This is a genomic window from Curtobacterium sp. VKM Ac-1395 (assembly GCF_015350975.1).
GTDB lineage: Bacteria > Actinomycetota > Actinomycetes > Actinomycetales > Microbacteriaceae > Curtobacterium.
Genome location: NZ_JADKRX010000002.1, coordinates 446,209 through 463,999, shown reverse-complemented (window position 1 = coordinate 463,999; position 17,791 = coordinate 446,209). Strand labels below are relative to the sequence as shown.

Annotated in this window: 17 protein-coding genes; 5 read left to right on the top strand and 12 right to left on the bottom strand. The window is 71.5% G+C overall.

What is annotated here, in order from left to right; genetic code table 11:
* Nucleotides 1-4 precede the first annotated feature (4 nt).
* From ITJ68_RS06800 to ITJ68_RS06790, 3 genes are all read right to left on the bottom strand, one after another.
* Nucleotides 5-889, bottom strand: a complete 885-nt coding sequence (locus ITJ68_RS06800) for an ABC transporter permease (protein ID WP_194660519.1) — start codon at nucleotides 887-889, stop codon at nucleotides 5-7.
* Entirely contained in the window at nucleotides 886-1,845 is a 960-nt protein-coding gene (locus ITJ68_RS06795; protein ID WP_194660518.1) for an ABC transporter permease, read from the bottom strand. The genes ITJ68_RS06800 and ITJ68_RS06795 overlap by 4 nt, the downstream gene beginning before the upstream one ends.
* Nucleotides 1,846-1,934: 89 nt before the next feature.
* Complete coding sequence (locus ITJ68_RS06790; protein ID WP_194660517.1) at nucleotides 1,935-3,503, bottom strand: ABC transporter substrate-binding protein; 1,569 nt, start codon at nucleotides 3,501-3,503, stop codon at nucleotides 1,935-1,937.
* Nucleotides 3,504-3,629: 126 nt separating this feature from the next.
* Between ITJ68_RS06790 and ITJ68_RS06785 the strand changes: the two genes are divergently transcribed.
* Nucleotides 3,630-4,115: a GNAT family N-acetyltransferase gene (locus ITJ68_RS06785; protein ID WP_194660516.1), complete on the top strand. Its 486-nt coding sequence runs from the start codon at nucleotides 3,630-3,632 to the stop codon at nucleotides 4,113-4,115.
* 57 nt (nucleotides 4,116-4,172) lie between these two features.
* Here ITJ68_RS06785 and ITJ68_RS06780 read toward each other — a convergent pair whose 3' ends face one another.
* From ITJ68_RS06780 to ITJ68_RS06765, 4 genes are all read right to left on the bottom strand, one after another.
* On the bottom strand, nucleotides 4,173-6,917 hold the full coding sequence (locus ITJ68_RS06780; RefSeq protein WP_194660515.1) for a helix-turn-helix transcriptional regulator: 2,745 nt from the start codon (nucleotides 6,915-6,917) through the stop codon (nucleotides 4,173-4,175).
* Nucleotides 6,918-7,372: 455 nt separating this feature from the next.
* Nucleotides 7,373-7,912: a cupin domain-containing protein gene (locus ITJ68_RS06775; protein WP_194660514.1), complete on the bottom strand. Its 540-nt coding sequence runs from the start codon at nucleotides 7,910-7,912 to the stop codon at nucleotides 7,373-7,375.
* Complete coding sequence (locus tag ITJ68_RS06770) at nucleotides 7,909-8,991, bottom strand: GNAT family N-acetyltransferase (RefSeq protein ID WP_194660513.1); 1,083 nt, start codon at nucleotides 8,989-8,991, stop codon at nucleotides 7,909-7,911. The genes ITJ68_RS06775 and ITJ68_RS06770 overlap by 4 nt, the downstream gene beginning before the upstream one ends.
* Before the next feature lie 188 nt (nucleotides 8,992-9,179).
* Complete coding sequence (locus ITJ68_RS06765; RefSeq protein WP_194660512.1) at nucleotides 9,180-9,812, bottom strand: TetR/AcrR family transcriptional regulator; 633 nt, start codon at nucleotides 9,810-9,812, stop codon at nucleotides 9,180-9,182.
* 69 nt (nucleotides 9,813-9,881) lie between these two features.
* On the opposite strand from ITJ68_RS06765, the gene ITJ68_RS06760 reads away from it, so the two are divergent.
* Nucleotides 9,882-10,844, top strand: a complete 963-nt coding sequence (locus tag ITJ68_RS06760) for an SDR family NAD(P)-dependent oxidoreductase (RefSeq protein ID WP_228504835.1) — start codon at nucleotides 9,882-9,884, stop codon at nucleotides 10,842-10,844.
* A 79-nt stretch (nucleotides 10,845-10,923) separates the two neighbouring features.
* On the opposite strand, the gene ITJ68_RS06755 is transcribed toward ITJ68_RS06760, so the two are convergent.
* Nucleotides 10,924-11,076: a hypothetical protein gene (locus ITJ68_RS06755; protein WP_194660510.1), complete on the bottom strand. Its 153-nt coding sequence runs from the start codon at nucleotides 11,074-11,076 to the stop codon at nucleotides 10,924-10,926.
* Nucleotides 11,077-11,381: 305 nt separating this feature from the next.
* Nucleotides 11,382-13,748 carry an ATP-binding cassette domain-containing protein gene (locus ITJ68_RS06750; RefSeq protein WP_194660509.1) on the bottom strand — a complete coding sequence of 789 codons (2,367 nt, stop codon included), beginning with the start codon at nucleotides 13,746-13,748 and terminating at the stop codon, nucleotides 11,382-11,384.
* Nucleotides 13,749-13,825: 77 nt separating this feature from the next.
* Here ITJ68_RS06750 and ITJ68_RS06745 point away from each other — a divergent pair, with 77 nt between their 5' ends.
* Entirely contained in the window at nucleotides 13,826-14,224 is a 399-nt protein-coding gene (locus ITJ68_RS06745) for a VOC family protein (protein ID WP_194660508.1), read from the top strand.
* Here the strand turns inward: ITJ68_RS06745 and ITJ68_RS06740 are convergent.
* Nucleotides 14,208-14,666, bottom strand: coding sequence for an NUDIX hydrolase (locus ITJ68_RS06740; protein WP_194660507.1), 459 nt, complete (start codon nucleotides 14,664-14,666; stop codon nucleotides 14,208-14,210). The genes ITJ68_RS06745 and ITJ68_RS06740 overlap by 17 nt on opposite strands.
* A 40-nt stretch (nucleotides 14,667-14,706) precedes the next feature.
* On the bottom strand, nucleotides 14,707-15,468 hold the full coding sequence (locus tag ITJ68_RS06735) for an SDR family oxidoreductase (RefSeq protein WP_194660506.1): 762 nt from the start codon (nucleotides 15,466-15,468) through the stop codon (nucleotides 14,707-14,709).
* A gap of 148 nt (nucleotides 15,469-15,616) precedes the next feature.
* Between ITJ68_RS06735 and ITJ68_RS06730 the strand changes: the two genes are divergently transcribed.
* Both ITJ68_RS06730 and ITJ68_RS06725 read left to right on the top strand, forming a co-directional pair.
* The gene (locus tag ITJ68_RS06730; RefSeq protein WP_194625620.1) at nucleotides 15,617-16,090 is read left to right on the top strand and encodes an NfeD family protein; all 474 of its coding nucleotides are present in this window, start codon (nucleotides 15,617-15,619) and stop codon (nucleotides 16,088-16,090) included.
* A complete protein-coding gene (locus ITJ68_RS06725; protein WP_194660505.1) occupies nucleotides 16,087-17,292 on the top strand; it encodes an SPFH domain-containing protein in 1,206 nt (401 codons plus the stop codon). The genes ITJ68_RS06730 and ITJ68_RS06725 overlap by 4 nt, the downstream gene beginning before the upstream one ends.
* 68 nt (nucleotides 17,293-17,360) lie before the next feature.
* Here ITJ68_RS06725 and ITJ68_RS06720 read toward each other — a convergent pair whose 3' ends face one another.
* A complete protein-coding gene (locus tag ITJ68_RS06720; RefSeq protein WP_071275321.1) occupies nucleotides 17,361-17,711 on the bottom strand; it encodes an RNA polymerase-binding protein RbpA in 351 nt (116 codons plus the stop codon).
* Nucleotides 17,712-17,791 lie beyond the last annotated feature (80 nt).

Below are 17,791 nucleotides of genomic sequence, written 5' to 3'. Positions count from 1 at the left end.
CATGTCAGCGCCTCCGGTCGGGGCTCAGCAGGTCGCTGATGCCGTCGCCGAGCCAGGACAGGCCGAGGCTCGTGACGACGACGACCAGCCCGGGGATGGTGGTCTGCTGCCACTGGGTGGTGATGAACTCCTGGCCGTCGACGATCATCGAGCCCCACTCGGCCGTCGGCGGCTCGATGCCCAGGCCGAGGTAGCCGAGCGTGACGATCGCCATGATGTCCATCACGATGTCGCTCATCGCGTAGATCACCGCCTGGCTCATCACGTTCGGGGCGATGTGGCGGACGAGCAGCCGGGTGTGGGACATGCCACCGAGCCGGGCGGCGACGACGTAGTCCTGCTGGCGGGCGACGATGACCTCGCCGCGGACGATCTTGGCGTACGACACCCACGAGACCGCGGCGATCGCGAGGTAGATGCTCGTCTCCCCCGCGCCGAGGACGAAGACCAGCACGATGACCATGACGTAGAAGGGGAACGCGAAGAACACGTCGACGATGCGCATCAGGACCGTGTCGACGATGCCGCCGACGTACCCGGCGATCGCCCCGATGACGCTGCCGACGACGAACGGGATGAGCACCGCGAGGAACCCGACGCGCAGGTCGACGCGGGCGCCCCAGATCAGGCGGGACAGCACGTCGCGGCCGTACTTGTCGGTGCCGAGCCAGTGCGCGGCGCTCGGGGACTCGAGCGCCTGCTCGAGGTGCTGGGCGATCGGGTCGTACGGCGCGATCACCGGGGCCAGCACGGCGACGAGCACCAGCAGGCCGACGATGACGATGCCCGCCATCAGGGAGCCGTTGCGGTACCAGGCGCGGAGCGACCGGGAGCGCGACGCCCGACGGCGCTGCTTGAAGCCCACGAGCGCGGCGGTGGGGGTGGTCATGGGGTGGTGCCTCCGGCCAGGTCGACCCGCGGGTCGAGCATCGTGTAGACGACGTCGGTCAGGATCCCGACCACGACGACGAAGATCGCGACGAACAGGGTCACGCCCTGGATCGTCGGGAAGTCGCGGGAGAAGATCGCGTTCACCATGAGCGAGCCGAGGCCCGGCAGCGCGAAGACCTTCTCGATGACGAGCGATCCGCCGACCAGGTACCCGAGGTTCACGCCGATGATCGACACCGTCGGGATCGCCGCGTTCCGGAGCACGTGGTCGCGGAACAGCGGCATGCCGGCGGCGCCCTTCGACTTCGCGGTGCCCACGTACTCGGACTCGAGCACCCCGATCATCGACGCCCGGAGGCTCCTGATGATCGTCGGGGACATCGCGATCGCCAGCGTCAGCGCCGGCAGGAACAGGAAGTACAGGTGGGCGCCGGCACCGTCGCCGTAGCCACCGACGGGGAAGGCCCGCACGTTCACGGCGAGCAGCAGGATCAGCATGATGCCGACCCAGAACTGCGGCATGCCCTGGCCGAGCAGGGTGAAGCCGCGGGCGAACAGGTCGCCGGCGCGGTTCGGTCGACTCGCCGCCAGGGAGGCGAGCGGGATGCTGATCACCAGGGACATCACGAGCGCCAGGCCGAGGAGCGACAGGGTGACCGGCACCGCCTGCAGCACCAGCTGCCCGACGGGGAGCTGGTAGGTCAGGCTCGTGCCGAGGTTGCCGTGCACGATCTGCCCGAGGAACCGGAAGTACTGCTCCCACAGCGGCCGGTCCAGACCGAGCTGTTCGGTCAGCGCGGCGACGCTGGCCTTCGTCGCCCGTTCACCGAGGAGCGCGAGCGCCGCGTTGCCCGGCAGCAGGTGGGACAGGAAGAACACGATGATGGTCACGCCGAACGCGACCGGGACGGCCTGCAGGAGCCGTCCGGGGATGAACCGGAGCCGGTGGAGCATGACTGCCTTTCCGAGAGGGGCGGTGGGGTCCGACCGGCGCCGGACCCCACCGGTGTCGGGGTCCGGCGCGCGGCCGGACCCCGACGGAGTCACTTGCTCTTGGAGACGTCCTCGAGCTGGTAGTTGCCGAGGGGCGTCACGTGGAAGTCGTTCACCTTGTCGGTGGTCGCGAACACGTAGGGCGAGTAGTACAGGTACGCCAGGAAGGCGTCGTCACCGGTCTTCTGCTGCAGCTCGGAGTACAGCTCCTGGCGCTTGGCCGGGTCCGTCTCCTTCTGGGCCTGCTTGTTGACCGCGATGACGTCCGGGTTGTCGTAGTGCGTGAAGGCCGAGTTCGACCCGCCCTCGGGGTCGACCGCGAAGGAGGTCCACTCGTCGGGGTCCGGGATGTCCATCGTCCAGGCGGACCACGCCATGTCGAAGTCGCCGGCCAGTCGGGCTTCCTTGTTCGCCGTCGGGTCGAGCTGCTTGATCTTCATCGTGATCCCGATCTCCTTGAGCTCGGACTGCATGATCTGCGCGATGGAGGTCTGGTTCGGGTCACCCGACCGGATGAGCAGCGTCGTCGTGAACCCGTCGGGCTTGGACGACTTCGCCAGCTCGGCCTTCGCCTGCTTGACGTCGTACGTCGGCCCCTCGGCCTTCGCGTCGTAGTACGGGGTGCCGGGCGACAGGAGGGAGTTCGCCGTCGTGCCGTTGCCGAACAGCACCGCCTTGACCATCGCCTTGCGGTCGAGCGCGAAGGCGATCGCGCGGCGCACGTGGACGTCGTCGAAGGGCTTGCGCTGCTGGTTGAACGCCACGTAGTCGATCTGCGTCGACTTGAAGGTGTCGGCCTTCACGCCAGCCGCCGACTTCAGCGACGACAGGCTCGACCAGTCCGGGGTGTCGTCGATGTCGACCTGACCGCCCTGCACCTGGAGCTTGCGGGTGTTGGCGTCCGGCACGACGGTCCACTTGACGCCGTCGAGGTAGGGCTTGCCCTTCTGCCAGTAGTCGTCGTTCGCCGTCAGGCTGAGCGACTGGCCCTTCTTCCAGGACTCCCACACGAACGGGCCGGTGCCGACCGGGTGCGTGTAGAACTCCTTCTTCGACTCGCCCCCGTAGTTGTCGGGGACGATCGCGTTGCTGAACAGCGACAGGTCGGCGATGAGCGGTGCCCACGCGTACTTGAGGTCGATCTCGACCGTCTCGTCGTCGACGGCGCTGACCTTGTCGATCGCCGCGTTGATGTACCCCCAGCCCGAGGCGCCGGTGGCGGTGTCGGCGTTGATGGAGAAGACGACGTCCTTGGCGGTCATCGGGTCACCGTTGGAGAACTCGACGCCCTTGCGGAGGTGGATCGTGTACTTCGTGCCGTCCTCCGACGCGTCGTACCCGGTCGCCAGCCACGGCTGGAGCTTCTTGCCGTCCGCGCTCACGTTGAACAGCGGTTCCATGATCTGCTGCATCACGTGGATGGAGTTGTTGTCGAAGGTCGTGGTGTTGTCCATCGAGATGATGTCGGCGGAGCGCGCCATCGTCAGGACACCGCCCTTCGGGTGTCCACCGGCGGCGGTGCCGGCGGTGTCCGCCGAGCCGCCGGCGCTGCAGCCCGCGAGGACCAGGGCTGCTGCCGCTGTCACCGCGGCCACGGCCGCCCGATTCCGTTGTCTCATCGTTGCCTCTTCGCTTCTGTGCACCGGTGCTGGTGCGGAGTCCGTGTCGGGGAGGTGGAGCGATTGTGCTGTAGTGATGATTACAGTACGACACGATCTTTTCGGTTTTGTTACGTTTGGAAGACGATGAACCACGGCACAGCACAGATAGCCCTCCGCCCCTTCCGCGCTGACGACGCCGAGACCGTCGTCGCCTGGTTCCGCACGCCCGAGGACGCCCTCGCGGTCGCCGGCACCGGAGCGCCGTGGCCCTACCGCGCGGCGGACCTGGTCGCCGCGTCCACCGGGGACGACCGACGCCCGCTGACCGTGACGCCCGTCGACGACCCCGACGACGTCGTCGGGCACGTGGCGGTCGTCCGCGTCACGCCGACCACCGGGCGGCTGGCGCGGATCGTCCTCGCACCACGGCTCCGCGGGCGGGGTCACTCCGGCGAACTCGTGGCGCTCGCCGTGGCCGAGGCCCGGGCACTCGGACTCACCGAGCTCGCGCTGTTCGTGGTGCCGGGCAACACCCCGGCGCTGCGGGCCTACGCGGCCGCCGGGTTCGTCCGCGCTGCACCGGACCGGGAGCACCCCGAGTACGTGCGGCTGGTCAGGCAGGTGGCCTGACCGAGGCAGCCCGGACGGCGAGACGCCGAGACGCCGGGCGCCTGGCGCACCCGGAGCTCAGCGCCCCTGGGAAGCCTGCCCGTTCCGGAAGGCCAGCGCCAACTGCGTGCGGGACCGCAACCCGAGCTTCCGGTACACGGCTGCCAGGTGCGTCTCGACCGTCCTGACGCTGACCACCAGCTCGTCCGCGATCTCCCGGTTGCTCCACCCGACGGCTGCGAGTCCCGCCACCCGGTCCTCGGACGTCGTGAGCACCCCGCGGAGGTCCGCCTGCTGCAGCTCGTCGACGGCACGCGTCAGACGACGGTCCAACCGGGGGTCGCGGACACGGTCGGCGGCGGGACGGACTCGTTCGAGTGCCAGGAGCGCTGCGGCACGGTCGTCGGCGTCGCCGGCCATCGCCGCCCGTTCGATGCGGGCGCGGACGACCTCCGGCAGGAAGCCGCCGCGTTCCAGGTCGACCAGCGCCTGGTCCGACAGTGCACGGGCGTGTGCGTGGTCGCCGTTGCTCCAGGCGAGCAGCGCGCGGAGACGGGTGCCCTGCCCACGAACGTGCGCCCGCCGCGAGCGGAGCCCGATCGCTGTCAGTGCCGACGCGATGCTGCTCGCCCGGAGCAGGTCCCCCGTGTGCACCAGCGCGCGTCCCAGTTCGACGTCCAGCCACATGCGGCGCCCCGGTTCGACGATGCCGCGTGCCTCGGCGAGCGAGCGCGCGCGGTCGAGCTCGACGATCGCGTCCTCCCACCGCTCGGACGCCGCGGCGTCGAGGCCGGCGACGGCGGCACGGAGCAGCCCCCCGCGGTACTCGGCCGCCGGGCTGAGCCACCCGCCGGTGACCGCGGCGATCGCCTCCCGGTCGTCGGCGACCAACGCGCGGAGTGCGCGGGCGCGGAAGACGCTCGGGGGGACGCTGCTGGCCCGTCCCACCTGTGCTTCGCAGTCGATGAGGAACCGGTCGGCGATGTCGGTCCGTCCGGCGAGGACCTCGACGACCGACGCGTGCGCGAGTCCCTGCGCCACGGCGTAGTGCTCCCCCGCGACCTTCGCACTGCGGATGTACGCGGTGAGGCCGGCGCGGGACCGGGAGAGGTCGTCGGTCTGGTACGGCCACAGCGCCTCGATGGCGTCGGTGGTCTCCTCGAGCGGCAGCGAGGTCAGGCGGTGCTCGAGTCCGCGGAGCCGTCCGAGCAGGTCGTCGTCGATCCCCTGGCCGGCGTCGAGGTCGAAGTAGCTGATCCATCCCAGCGCCTTGCCCAGCGTCCGCGGCGTCTCGGTCGGCGACAGCTGCTGCGCGAGGGACGCCAGTTCGTCCCGGACGGACGCGAGCCGGGCGCGACTCAACGACAGCAGGTGCACCTCGGCGACCATCCACCGGGCTCCGCGCGCTCCGAGCACCTGCTGCAGCGCCTCCACGCGCCGTGTCACGAGCGGTTGTCCGCCGACGCGGTCGAGCGAGTCCGCCAGCACGGCGACCGCGCGGTCGAACAGCGGGAGCGACAGCCGCTCGACGTCGAACCGGTCGAGCACCTCGAGGGTCAGTGTCATGTCCCCGGCCGCGAACGCGAGTTCGGCCGTCTCGACGACGCGCTCGTGCCGGTCCCCGTGCTCCTCGGCGGTCCTGGCGACGGCGCGACGGGCCAGCAGGAGCGCGCCGGCGGTGTCACCGGAGCGCCGTGCCGCCCGTGCCGCCTCGATGAGCTGCACGGCGAGCCCCTCGTCCGCACCGACCGGCGCGGCGTCGTCCCGGTGGAGCAGACGCGCCGTCGGGGGCAGCGGGAGGTCTGCCAGCGTCGCGTGCACCGCACGCCGTGCTGCGGGCGGCAGCAGTTCGAGCGCGGCCGCCCCGAGCAGCGGGGACGCCACGTGGACGTGGTCGTCGGTGACACGGAGCACACCGCGACGGACGCCCTCGTGGACCGCGGCGTCGCCGTCGTCGCAGAACGCGGAGGCGTCGCCCGACCGCAGGCCACCGCGCGCGGCGGACGCCACGGCGACCGCGGTGCGGACCTGCTCCGGCAGCGACCCGAGCCGCTGGCGCATGACCTCCGTCACCGTCCTCGGGGCGAGTGCCCGCGGGTCGCCCTCCGTCCGTGCCGTCGCGAGCTCGATCGCCCAGAGCGGGTTGCCGGCGGAGGCGTCGGCGACGTCGTCCATCGCCGACGGGGTGAGGTGCCCGACGCTCACGGACTCCAGCACGCTGCGGACGGAGGTCCGGGACAACGGCGGGACCGGGACGACGTCGGCCGCCGTGAACAGGGGCTTGACCGCGAAGTCGTCGCCGGATCCGTCGGAGCGTCGGGCGACCAGCAGGGCGGTGACGGCCACGGTGGACGACCGGCTCATGACCCGCTCGAGCACACGTCGGCTGACCACGTCCGCCCACTGCCAGTCGTCGATCACGATCGTCGTCCCGGGCTTCGCGAGGTGCGCGAGCAGCTGGGTCAACGCGGACACGACCGCCGTCGGTTCGGCGGCGGCCGGGTCGGCGACGAGCGTCTCGAGGGTCTCGCGGTGGACCGGTGCGAGCGCCGGGAACGCCCCCTCCGGCGTCTTCGACACCAGGTCGGCGAGGACGGCGCACCGACGGTCGTCGTGCTGGTCCGCGCGTGCCGTCAGCACGACCCGGACGGCGGTCGCGGTCCGGATGACGGCGCGGAGCAGGTGGGTCTTCCCGATGCCGGGGTCACCGACGAGCATCGCGCGACCGCCCCCGGCGGTGGCGGCCCTGACCAGGCGACCGAGGACCGCCTGGCGCTCGATCGGCACCTGCGCCCGGGTGTCGGGGTTCCGTTGCTCAGTCACGACGACCTTCCTGACCGGGCGTCGCAGGGTGGGTGGAGAGCCGACGGACCACTCGCGTTCACCGCTGGCCCGATGCGGGCAGCTCGGCTCGACCGCGACGTCGTTCCCGTTCCTGGTCCGACGCTACGCAGTCGGTCCGTCGATCGGAATGGGAACACGTACACGTCCGGACCGGTCTTCGAGCGGGATTCACAGCGGCGGCGCGCGTCGCGGCGGGCGGCCGCGGTACCCGCCGGACGGGAGGCTCGGTGGCGGTCGCGCACCGAGCCTCCCGTCCGGCGGTCTCCGGTCCGGAGCAGGCCGCACCGCGCCCTGGATGCTGCGGACGCGTGCCGCGTCATGACGGGCTCGGGGCCTGGAGGAGCGCGCCGGTGACGACCGCGCCGTGCAGGGTCCTGGCCGCCGCCACGACCCATGCGGCGACCAGGGCGGCGTCGGCGGTCGCGGTGCGGCGGTCAGGCGATCGTGATGCCCGGCGGCGGACCGACGATCTCGATCCCGTAGGTCGCCGCGATCCGTGTCAGCTCCTCCGGCGACGGCGGGACGACGGAGTCGGGCTGGTGGATCGCGCGCTCGCCCTCGGCGACCCGGGCCGGGGCGCCCGCCTCGACGGTGAACCGGTCGAAGCCCGCCGGGGTGTGCAGCGTCAGGAACTTCGCGCCGGCGCTGGCGACGACGAACCCGTGCAGCGACTGCCGCGCGAGCCAGATCGCCGACCCGGCCTCGGCGACGTGGTGCTCGCCGTCGACGGTGAGCTCGACCTGCCCGTCGAGGACCACGAACGTCTCGTCGTCGCGCGTGTGGCGGTGCATCGGGCTGTTGTAGCCACGGTGCCCGGTGTGCTCGAGGACGGCGAGGGCGTCGCCCGTGGACGACCCACCGATCCGTTCGCGGATCAGTGCGCCGAGGAACCAGACGGCCTGCTGGGCGTCCGGGTCGGCGATCGCCGAGGCACCGATCCGGTGGACGGCGTCGAACTGTTCTGTGTCGGTCATGGCATTCCCTCCCGGTGGCGACGATGTGTCGCTCGTGCCCAGCCTGCGGTCGGGGCACCACCGTGTCGTCGGTGGAACCACGTGCCACGGCGGGCGCGGTCGGGGTCGCGGTCCGGGTCGCGGTCCGGGTCGCGGTCGCGGTCGCGGTCGGTCACCGCACCATCCCGACGTACCCGTCCCGCCGGTGCATCCCCGACGAGGCGTTCAGGGCGAGGACGGCGGCGTTGTGCTCCTCGTTGAAGGTGAACAGTCGTCCGCCCCCCCGAGCGCGCCGCGGTCACGAACTGCGCGTGCTTGAAGGCCCGCGCGACTCCACGACCGCGGGCTGCCGGGACGACCCCGGTGAATTCGACGTACCACCCGGTGCCGTCCGTCGACGGGCTGACTCCCGAGTACCCGACGGCGTCGCCGTCCAGCCAGGCGATGAAGAAGACGGTCCCGGGGGCGAAGAAGAACTCCCCCACCGACGACGGGTCGATGGCGTCGTCGGCGCCGGTGGCTCGAGGCAGCCCCTGGGTCACGCGGTCGGTCAGGTCGGACATCACGTCGCGGTGGCTCGCCCACGTGACCGTCTCGATCGACAGAGCGGTGTCTCGGAGGACGTCGTCCAGTGCTCGCTGGTGGGTGGCGACGGCCTGTGCGTCGAGGTCGGCCGTCCACCCGACACTGCGTGACGAGACCCGGAAGCCGTGCTGCTCGGCGAGGTGCTGCGCCACGGTGGACTCCTCCGGCAGCACGACGAGCTGCACGCGTGCGGGGTCACCGTCGGGCCGGCGGGCACCGGCGTGCAGGAGGTCCGAGGCCCGCGTCGCGAGCACACGACCGAGGCCCTGGCCGCGGTGCCCCGGTGCCACGCCGACCGCTCCTCCGACGACGCCCGGGTACGTCGGGTCGAGCGAGACGTGGACGACCCCGACCGGACGTCCCGCGTCGTCGTTCGCCACCTCGGTCACACCGTGGAGTCGCGCGCCCGCGAGGAGCCTCGGACGGATGCGGTGCCCCTGCCCGTCAGGCCACGCGGGCTGGAGCAGGTCCACCACGGTGTCGATCGTGTCCGGGTCCCACGGCTCGAGGTGCATGCGTTCTCCTGACGGGTCCGTGCCTGCGGACGGACGCCCTGGGCTCGTCGATGATCGCTGGCCGTGCCGGGTTGCACCTCCGCGGAACCACGGGTCTCCGGGACGCCGGTCCGGGCCCGCGGCGCGGCCCCGTGCCGCAGGTCCGGTGCGGTCCGCGGCGCGGTCCCCTGCCGCGGGTCCGGGTCCTGTCAGGCCGGCGCCGACGGCCGTCGGTAGGCGCCGTACCACCAGATGGCGGTCAGCTCGGCGGCGAACGCCGTGTCCTCGGACGCGTCGCCGCGGATCACCTGGTCGGTGATGGCCCGCATCCCGCCGTCGACCACGATGCGCGCCGCCGGACGGGGCGCGAGCTCGGCCGAGGTCCGCCCGGCGTCCCGCTCCCCCGCGAGCCAGCCCTCTGCTCGCTGTCGGAAGACCGCGACCTCGGCGTCCCACCGGGCAGCCATGCGCTCGTCGTACCCGGCGACCTCGAGCACCGCCGCCAACACCTCGGCGTGGTCGCGGTAGTGCGTGACGATCGCGGTGAAGCCGTCGAGCATGGTGGAGTACGCGTCCGCGTCCGTCGGGTCCCAGGAGGCATGCGCGTCGTACGCCACGGCGGAGAGCTGCGGCGCGAGTGCCAGCAGCAGGTCCGTCTTGTCGTCGAAGTGGGCGTAGAAGCTCGACCGCGCGACGCCGGCCTCACCGACGATGCGGAGCACGCCCAGTTCGGTGAACGACCCGCCTGCGGTGAGGAGTCGTTCCGTGGCGTCGAGGATGCGCTGGCGGGTGTCCGTCCGACGCGTCGTGGTGCGCGTGGGACCACGGGTGATCGAGGGCATGCCTCGATGATACTGTTCGGACACACTGTTCGGACAATGTGTCCGAACAAGGAGCGGAACGGACAGCACATGGACCACGGAACCGACGCCGAGCGCGTCAGCACCCCCTTCGGACACGGGAGCACCGCGACCGACGTCCTGCGTGGCGTCGACCTCACCGGGCGCCGGTACGTCGTGACCGGCGGTGGTTCGGGCCTCGGTGCGGCGAGCGTGCAGGCCCTCGCCGCCGCGGGGGCATCGGTCACGATCGCGACGCGCAACCCCGACACCGTCGACGTGCAGGTGCTCGGCGACCACGTCGACGTCCGGCAGCTCGACCTCGCCGACCTCGACTCGGTGCGGGACTTCGTCCACGGGTGGAGCGGGCCGGTGGACGGGCTCATCGCGAACGCCGGCGTGATGGCCCTGCCCGAGCGCCGCGAGGCCACCAACGGCTGGGAACTGCAGCTCGCCACCAACTACCTCGGGCATTTCGCCCTGGCAGTGGGGCTGCAGGAGCACCTCGAGGCGGCCCACGGTGCGCGGGTCGTCGTCGTGAGCTCCGGGGCGCAGCGCCTCGCCCCGGTCGACTTCGCCGACCCGCAGTTCCACGAGCGGCCGTACGACCCGTGGGTCGCCTACGCACAGTCCAAGACGGCGGGCGTGCTCCTGGCGGTCGGGCTCGCCCGCCGCTGGGCCCCGCTCGGCGTCACCGCCAACGCCGTGGCCCCCGGTTGGATCAGGACCCGACTCCAGCGCCACGTCGACCCCGACGCCCTCCGCGCCATGGGGGTGTACGAGGAGGACGGCCAGCTGCACACGCCGGACTGGTTCAAGACCCCGGAGGAAGGTGCCGCCGACCAGGTGATGCTCGCGGCGTCGCCCGTCACGGCGGCGGTCACCGGGCGGTACTTCGAGGACGGCCAGGAGTCCCCGGTCGTCGAGGGTGGGGACGGCGCCGAGCCCGGGGTGGCGTCCTGGTCGGTCGACCCGGCTGCGGCCGACGCCCTGTGGGACCTCGGCTCGGCCGCACTCGCCGCTCACCGGGCATGATAGGACCGCGGCCCGGACACCGCACCGCGTCGCTGCGGGTGCTCGTGTCCAGACCGCGGTCCGGTGGGTGTGTCGGGGCTCAGGCCTCGGAGGTCGGCACGTCGTCCGCGTCGATCTCGAGCGCGGCGTGTTCCTCGCCCTGTTCCTCGACGTTGGTGGAGGCCGTGTCCGGCTGCTCCGGTGCGTCTGCCTGCGTGGTCTCTTCTGCCGGATCCGGCTGGCTGTAGCTCATGGGCCGGACGCTACGCGCGCCGACCTGGGGACGGGCGCGAGGTGCGTCGATCGGTCACCGGTGCCGCACGGGAGGCTCACCGCGGTTCCGGCACCGAGTCTCCCGTCCCGCCTGCGTAGGGCGGCGCGCGATGACGCCGCACACCGCACGTCGGCTCGAACCAGGGACTTCCGTGGTTCGAGCCGACATCAGCGGTGGCACGTCACGTCGCGCCACGGCCGCCACGGCCTCGCCGACCGCCGACCGCTGGCGAAGCGCGTCCCGTGGCGCGCAGCGCGCGAGGCGCCGCACCCACGCCACGGGCGTCAGGCGCCGACGTAGGCCGCCAGGTGCTGCCCCGTCAGGGTCGACCGTGCGGCGACCAGCGCGGCCGGTGTGCCCTGGAACACGACCTGCCCGCCGTCGTGCCCGGCCCCCGGCCCGAGGTCGATGAGGTGGTCGGCATGCGCCATCACGGCCTGGTGGTGCTCGATCACCACGACGGTCCTGCCCGCGTCGACCATCCGGTCGAGCAGGCCGAGCAGCTGGGCGACGTCCGCCAGGTGCAGGCCGGTGGTCGGCTCGTCGAGGACGATCACACCGCCGGGCTCCCCGAGGTGCGTCGCGAGCTTCAGGCGCTGCCGTTCCCCGCCCGAGAGCGTGGTGAGTGGCTGGCCGATCGTCAGGTAGCCGAGCCCGACGTCGGCGAGCCGGGTGAGCAGGGTGTGCGCGGCCGGGAGGCGGGAGTCCCCGGCACCGAAGAAGTCGAGGGCCTCGGCGACGGACATCGCCAGCACCTCGCTGATGTCCTTGCCACCGAGCCGGTACGCGAGGACCGACTGGTCGAACCGGCGCCCCTCGCACTCCGCGCAGGTGGTGGAGACGCCGGCCATCATCCCGAGGTCCGTGTAGATGACGCCAGCGCCGTTGCACGCGGGGCAGGCACCCTCGGAGTTGGCGCTGAACAGCGCGGGCTTGACGCCGTTCGCCTTCGCGAAGGCCTTGCGGACGGGTTCGAGCAGCCCGGTGTACGTGGCGGGGTTGCTGCGCCGCGACCCCCGGATGCCGCTCTGGTCGACGGTGACGACGTCGTCACGGTGGGACAGCGACCCGTGCACGAGCGTGCTCTTGCCGGACCCGGCGACGCCCGTCACCACGGTCAGGACCCCGAGCGGCACGTCGACGTCGACGTCCTGCAGGTTGTGCTGGTCGGCGCCGCGGATCTCGATGACGCCCGTGGGCTCCCGCACGGTCGGCTTGACGGCGACGCGGTCGTCCAGGTGGCGACCCGTCACCGTGCCGCTCGCGCGGAGGCCGTCGACCGGCCCCTGGTAGCAGAGCGTGCCGCCGCCGGTGCCCGCTCCGGGACCGAGGTCGACGACGTGGTCGGCGATCGCGATGACCTCCGGCTTGTGCTCGACGACCAGCACGGTGTTGCCCTTGTCGCGGAGGCGCAGCAGCAGCCGGTTCATCCGCTCGATGTCGTGCGGGTGCAGCCCCGTGCTCGGTTCGTCGAAGACGTAGGTGATGTCGCTGAGCGAGGAACCGAGGTGCTTCACCATCTTCACCCGCTGCCCTTCGCCGCCGGAGAGCGTGCCGGTGGGACGGTCGAGGGACAGGTAGCCGAGCCCGATCTCGACGAAGGCGTCGACGGCGTCGCGGAGCCCGTCGAGCAGCGGTCCGACCGACGGCTCGTCGAGGCCGTGCAGCCAGGCGGCGAGGTCGGTGATCTGCATCGCGGCGACCTCGGCGACGTCCTTCCCGTCGATCTTCGACGACCGTGCGACGTCGTTGAGCCGTGTGCCGTCGCAGTCCGGGCACGTGGTGAACGTCACCGCCCGGTCGACGAAGGCGCGGATGTGCGGCTGCATCGCCGTGCGGTCCTTCTGCAGCAGTGACCGGCGGACGCGGGGCACGAGGCCCTCGTACGTCATGTTGATGCCCGCGATCTTCTGCTTGGTGGGCTCGCGGTAGAGGAAGTCCTGACGCTCCTGCTCGGTGAAGTCACGGATCGGCTTGTCGCCGGGGTAGTAGCCGGACTCGGCGTACATCCGCACGTTCCAGCCGTCCGTGCCGTAGCCCGGCACGGTCAGCGCGCCGTCGTCCAGCGCGCGGGAGTCGTCGAAGAGCTGGGTCAGGTCGATCTCGCTGACGCTCCCCCGGCCTTCGCACCGGGCACACATCCCGCCGAGCCGGCTGAACGAGACCTTCTCCGCCTTCGCTTCCGTCCCACGCTGCACGGTGATGGCGCCACCAGCGGTGACCGTCGCGAGGTTGAACGAGAACGCGTTCGGCCCGCCGATGTGCGGCTGACCGAGTCGACTGAAGAGGAGCCGGAGCATCGCGCTGGCGTCCGTCGCGGTGCCCACCGTGGAGCGGGGGTCGGCGCCGATGCGTTCCTGGTCGACGACGATCGCCGTCGTCAGACCATCGAGCAGGTCGACGTCCGGACGGCCGAGCGACGGCATGAACCCCTGCACGAACGCGCTGTAGGTCTCGTTGATCATCCGCTGCGACTCCGCGGCGACGGTGCCGAAGACGAGCGAGCTCTTGCCCGACCCGGACACCCCGGTGAACACGGTCAGCCGGCGCTTCGGCAGGTCGACGTCGACGTCACGCAGCGTGTTCTCGCGCGCACCACGCACGCGGATGCGGTCGTGGCTGTCGGCGACGTGCCCCGTGCTGGTGTCCATGCGCGTCAGGGTAGCGGTACCGGTCCGCCGCGCGAAGGGCTCTGGACGACGCTGTGGAGAACCGCCATGCTGGCGCCATGGCACTCCGTTGGTACTCGATCGTCATCGACAGCCGCGACCCCGCGGCCCTCGCCCGCTGGTGGGGCGAGACCCTCAGTTGGCCGCTCGTGTACGAGTCCGAGGACGGCGACGAGGCGGTCATCGCGCCGCCCTTCGCCGACGAGCTCGCCGGCACCGTCCCGCGGGAGCAGCAGCCGCAGGGACTCGTCTTCGTCCCCGTGCCCGAGGCGAAGACGGTCAAGAACCGCCTGCACATCGACCTGGCACCCGCGCCCGACGAGTCGCTGCAGGACGCGGTCGACGCCCTGGTCGCCCGGGGTGCCGCCCGTGCCGACGTGGGACAGCAGGACGTCCCGTGGGTCGTCCTCACCGACCCCGAGGGCAACGAGTTCTGCGTCCTCACCCCTCGGGAGTGAACCGCCGGACCAGGTCGGGCAGCTCCCGCGGCTCGAACGGCTCGTCGGTGGCGTCGAGTTCGTCCGCCGTCCACCACCGGGCGTCGAGGATGTCGACGCGCTCGTCCTCGGTCCACTCCTCGCTCGAGAGCGAGAAGCCCGGGGTGCGCACCACGTAGAACTCGGAGTGGCCGCGGTCGTGGTCGGCCTGGTCCCACGTGACGTCGAAGTCCCAGGACCAGACCGGCTCACCGGGGTCCGAGATGACGATGCCCGTCTCCTCGCGGAGCTCGCGGATCGCGGCGTCGCGGTGCGACTCCCCCGGGTCGACACCGCCGCCCGGCGTGATCCAGCGGTGGGCGCCGTCGGAGGACGGCGCGTTGGTGTCCATCAGGAACACGCGCCCCTCCGGGTCGAGGAGCAGGATCCGGGAGGTTCGGCGCAGGCCGGGTGTGGCAGTCACGCCGTCGACGCTAGCGGACGCGGCGTGCCCGGGTGATCGGTCAGCCGATGAAGCCGCTCACGTCGCCGACCAGGCGGGTGTGGTCCGCGGGGACCGGGTCGACGGCGGCCTGGGCGATCTCCGCGGCGAACTCCGAGACGCTGTAGAGCTTGCCGACCTCCTGACGGCGGCCCTCGATCGCGCCAGGGTTGATCCGGTTCAGGAGCGTGGCGGTGATGGTGCCCTCGATCATGTCGCCGGAGACCACGACGAACTCGATGCCGGCGGCTTCGAGCTGCGGGACGAGCTCGCGCAGGGCGAGTTCGCCGGCGCGCTTGCTCTTGGCGACCGGCACGTACTCGGGCAGCGTCTCGGCGGTCTCGACGAAGTGGGCCTGGTGGCTCGTGACGAAGACGACGCGGGAGCCGGCGGGCATGTGCGGCACAGCGGTCTGGAGCATGTCGACCTGGGCGTCACGGTTCAGCCGGAGCGCGTAGTCGTCGCCCATGCCGGACTCCATGCCGCCGGAGGCGTTGAGCACGAGCAGGTCGATGCCACCCCAGGCCTGCACCACGGTGTCGACCATGGCCTGCACGGAGTCATGGTCGGTGAGGTCCGCGCCCACGGCGAGGGCATCCCCGCCCGCAGCGACGACCCGCTCGGCGATCTGCTCGGCACGACGGGCCTTGTTGCGGTAGTTCACGACGACCTTCGCGCCGGCCTCTGCCAGGTACCCGACGGTGTCGGCGCCGATGCCGCGGGAGGACCCGGTGACGAGGGCGCGCGTGCCGGTGAGTGCTCCGGGGGCGAGGGGGTTGCTCACAGTGCTGTTCTCCTGTTCGAAGGGTCCGGTCGACCGCAGCGAGCCTACCAATCCCCTGCGAGATGTCGGTGGTCGTCCGATATGTTGAACGGAGTTGAACCGGCTCCGCGGCGTCGCGGTGCCGTCGCGACACAGGGAGGGAGTTCGCGTGCACATCACCGAATGGGTCCAGACGATCGTCTGGATCGCACTGGTCCTCGTGCTGGGGGTGGTCGAGGTATTCACGCTCGACTTCATCTTCATCATGCTGGCCGCAGGAGCCGCCGGTGGGTTGATCGCCGCCCTGCTCGGCGCCCCGTGGTGGCTCTCCACGATCATCGCCGCGGTCCTCGCGCTCGTGCTGCTCTCGCTGGTGCGGCCCCGCGTGCTCGCCGCCCTCGGCCGCGGCGCTGACCCGCGCCGCACCGGGATGGAAGGCCTCGTCGGCATGCCCGGCACGGTCGCCGTCGCGTTCACCACCACAGCACCCGGTCAGGTCCGCCTGGCCAACGGCGAGACCTGGAGCGCGCGCATCGACGCAGCCGCTCCCGACCGCACCCCGCCGCTCGGCACCGGCGTCGTCGTCGAGTCCATCGAGGGCTCGACCGCCGTCGTCCGCATCCAACAGAAGGCAGCTCAATGACCCTCGCACCCGGGACGATCGTGCTCTTCGTACTGATCGCCGTCATCGTCATCTTCGTGATCGTCGTCCTCGCCAAGGCGATCCGGATCGTCCCCCAGGCGACGGCCGGCGTGGTCGAACGACTGGGCAAGTACCACAAGACCCTCACCCCCGGGTTGAACCTGCTGGTGCCGTTCATCGACCGGCTCCGGCCGCTGCTCGACATGCGCGAGCAGGTCGTGTCCTTCCCGCCGCAGCCCGTCATCACCGAGGACAACCTCGTCGTCTCGATCGACACGGTCGTCTACTTCCAGGTGACCGACGCCCGTGCGGCGACGTACGAGATCGCGAACTACCTCGGCGCCGTCGAGCAGCTCACGACCACCACGCTCCGCAACGTGGTCGGTGGCCTGAACCTCGAAGAGGCCCTGACCAGCCGCGACAACATCAACGGCCAGCTGCGCGTCGTGCTCGACGAGGCCACCGGCAAGTGGGGCATCCGCGTGGGCCGAGTCGAGCTCAAGGCCATCGAGCCGCCCGTGTCGATCGTCGACGCCATGGAGCAGCAGCTCCGTGCCGAGCGGAACCGACGCGCCGCGATCCTGCAGGCCGAGGGCACCAAGCAGTCCCAGATCCTCGAGGCCGAGGGTGCCCGTCAGGCAGCGATCCTGCAGGCCGAGGGTGCCGCCAAGGCGCAGGTCCTCCGCGCCGAGGGTGAAGCCCAGGCCATCGCGACGGTCTTCGACGCCATCCACGTCGGCGACCCGGACGAGAAGCTCCTGTCGTACCAGTACCTGCAGATGCTCCCGAAGATCGCCGAGGGCACCGCGAACAAGGTGTGGATGATCCCCAGCGAGTTCACCGAGGCCCTGTCCGGCATCGCGAAGGGCTTCACCGCACCCCGCATGGGCGGCGCACCTGCGGGTGGGTCGACCGGTGGCTCGACGGCCGGCGGCGCGGCGGGTGCAGCTGGCGGCAGCGACTTCCTCGCGAAGATCTCGCAGCTCGCGAACGAGAGCCTCGCGAACAGCGCCGCGGCCGACGGCACGAACACCTCGGCGGCGACGCGGGCGAACGCTCCCGCATCGGACATCATCCCGGACTCCGTGCTCGACGAGCGTCTGGCCGAGTCGAACCGCAGCGTCGAGGAGAAGCTCGCCGCTGCCGCCGACGCCACCCGCGCGCAGCTCCGCGACGGTGACGACCAGCAGCGGCAGCAGTAGCAGGAACCGTCCACCAACGTCGACGGCCCGCTCCCCGATCAGGGGAGCGGGCCGTCATTCGTTGCAGGTCAGGCGCCGCGTCGGGCGCGGAGGAACTGCAGACGTTCCTGCAGCAGTTCCTCGAGCTCCTCGCGGGACCGCCGCTCGAGCAGCATGTCCCAGTGCGTTCGCGGTGCCTTGACGTCCTCTGCCGCGACCTCGACGGGCACGCCGTCGTCGCCGAGCAGGCGTCCCTCGAAACCGCTGCGCGGGTCGGACCAGCTCTGCGGGACCTCGGCGTCGGCCGAGAACACCACGTCGAAGGTCTCGCCCGTCGCCGCCTGGTACACCGCACGCTTGCGATCTGAGAGCTCGACGCCCTCTTCGCTCTGGAGACTCTGACTCCCGAGCCGCATGCCGCGGAGACTCCGATCAGCCATGGTGGACTCCTCTCGTCGTTCCCCCGTTCCAACACTGTCCCACGCGCTTCCGTTCCGGGACCGGCGCATTCACAGTGGGT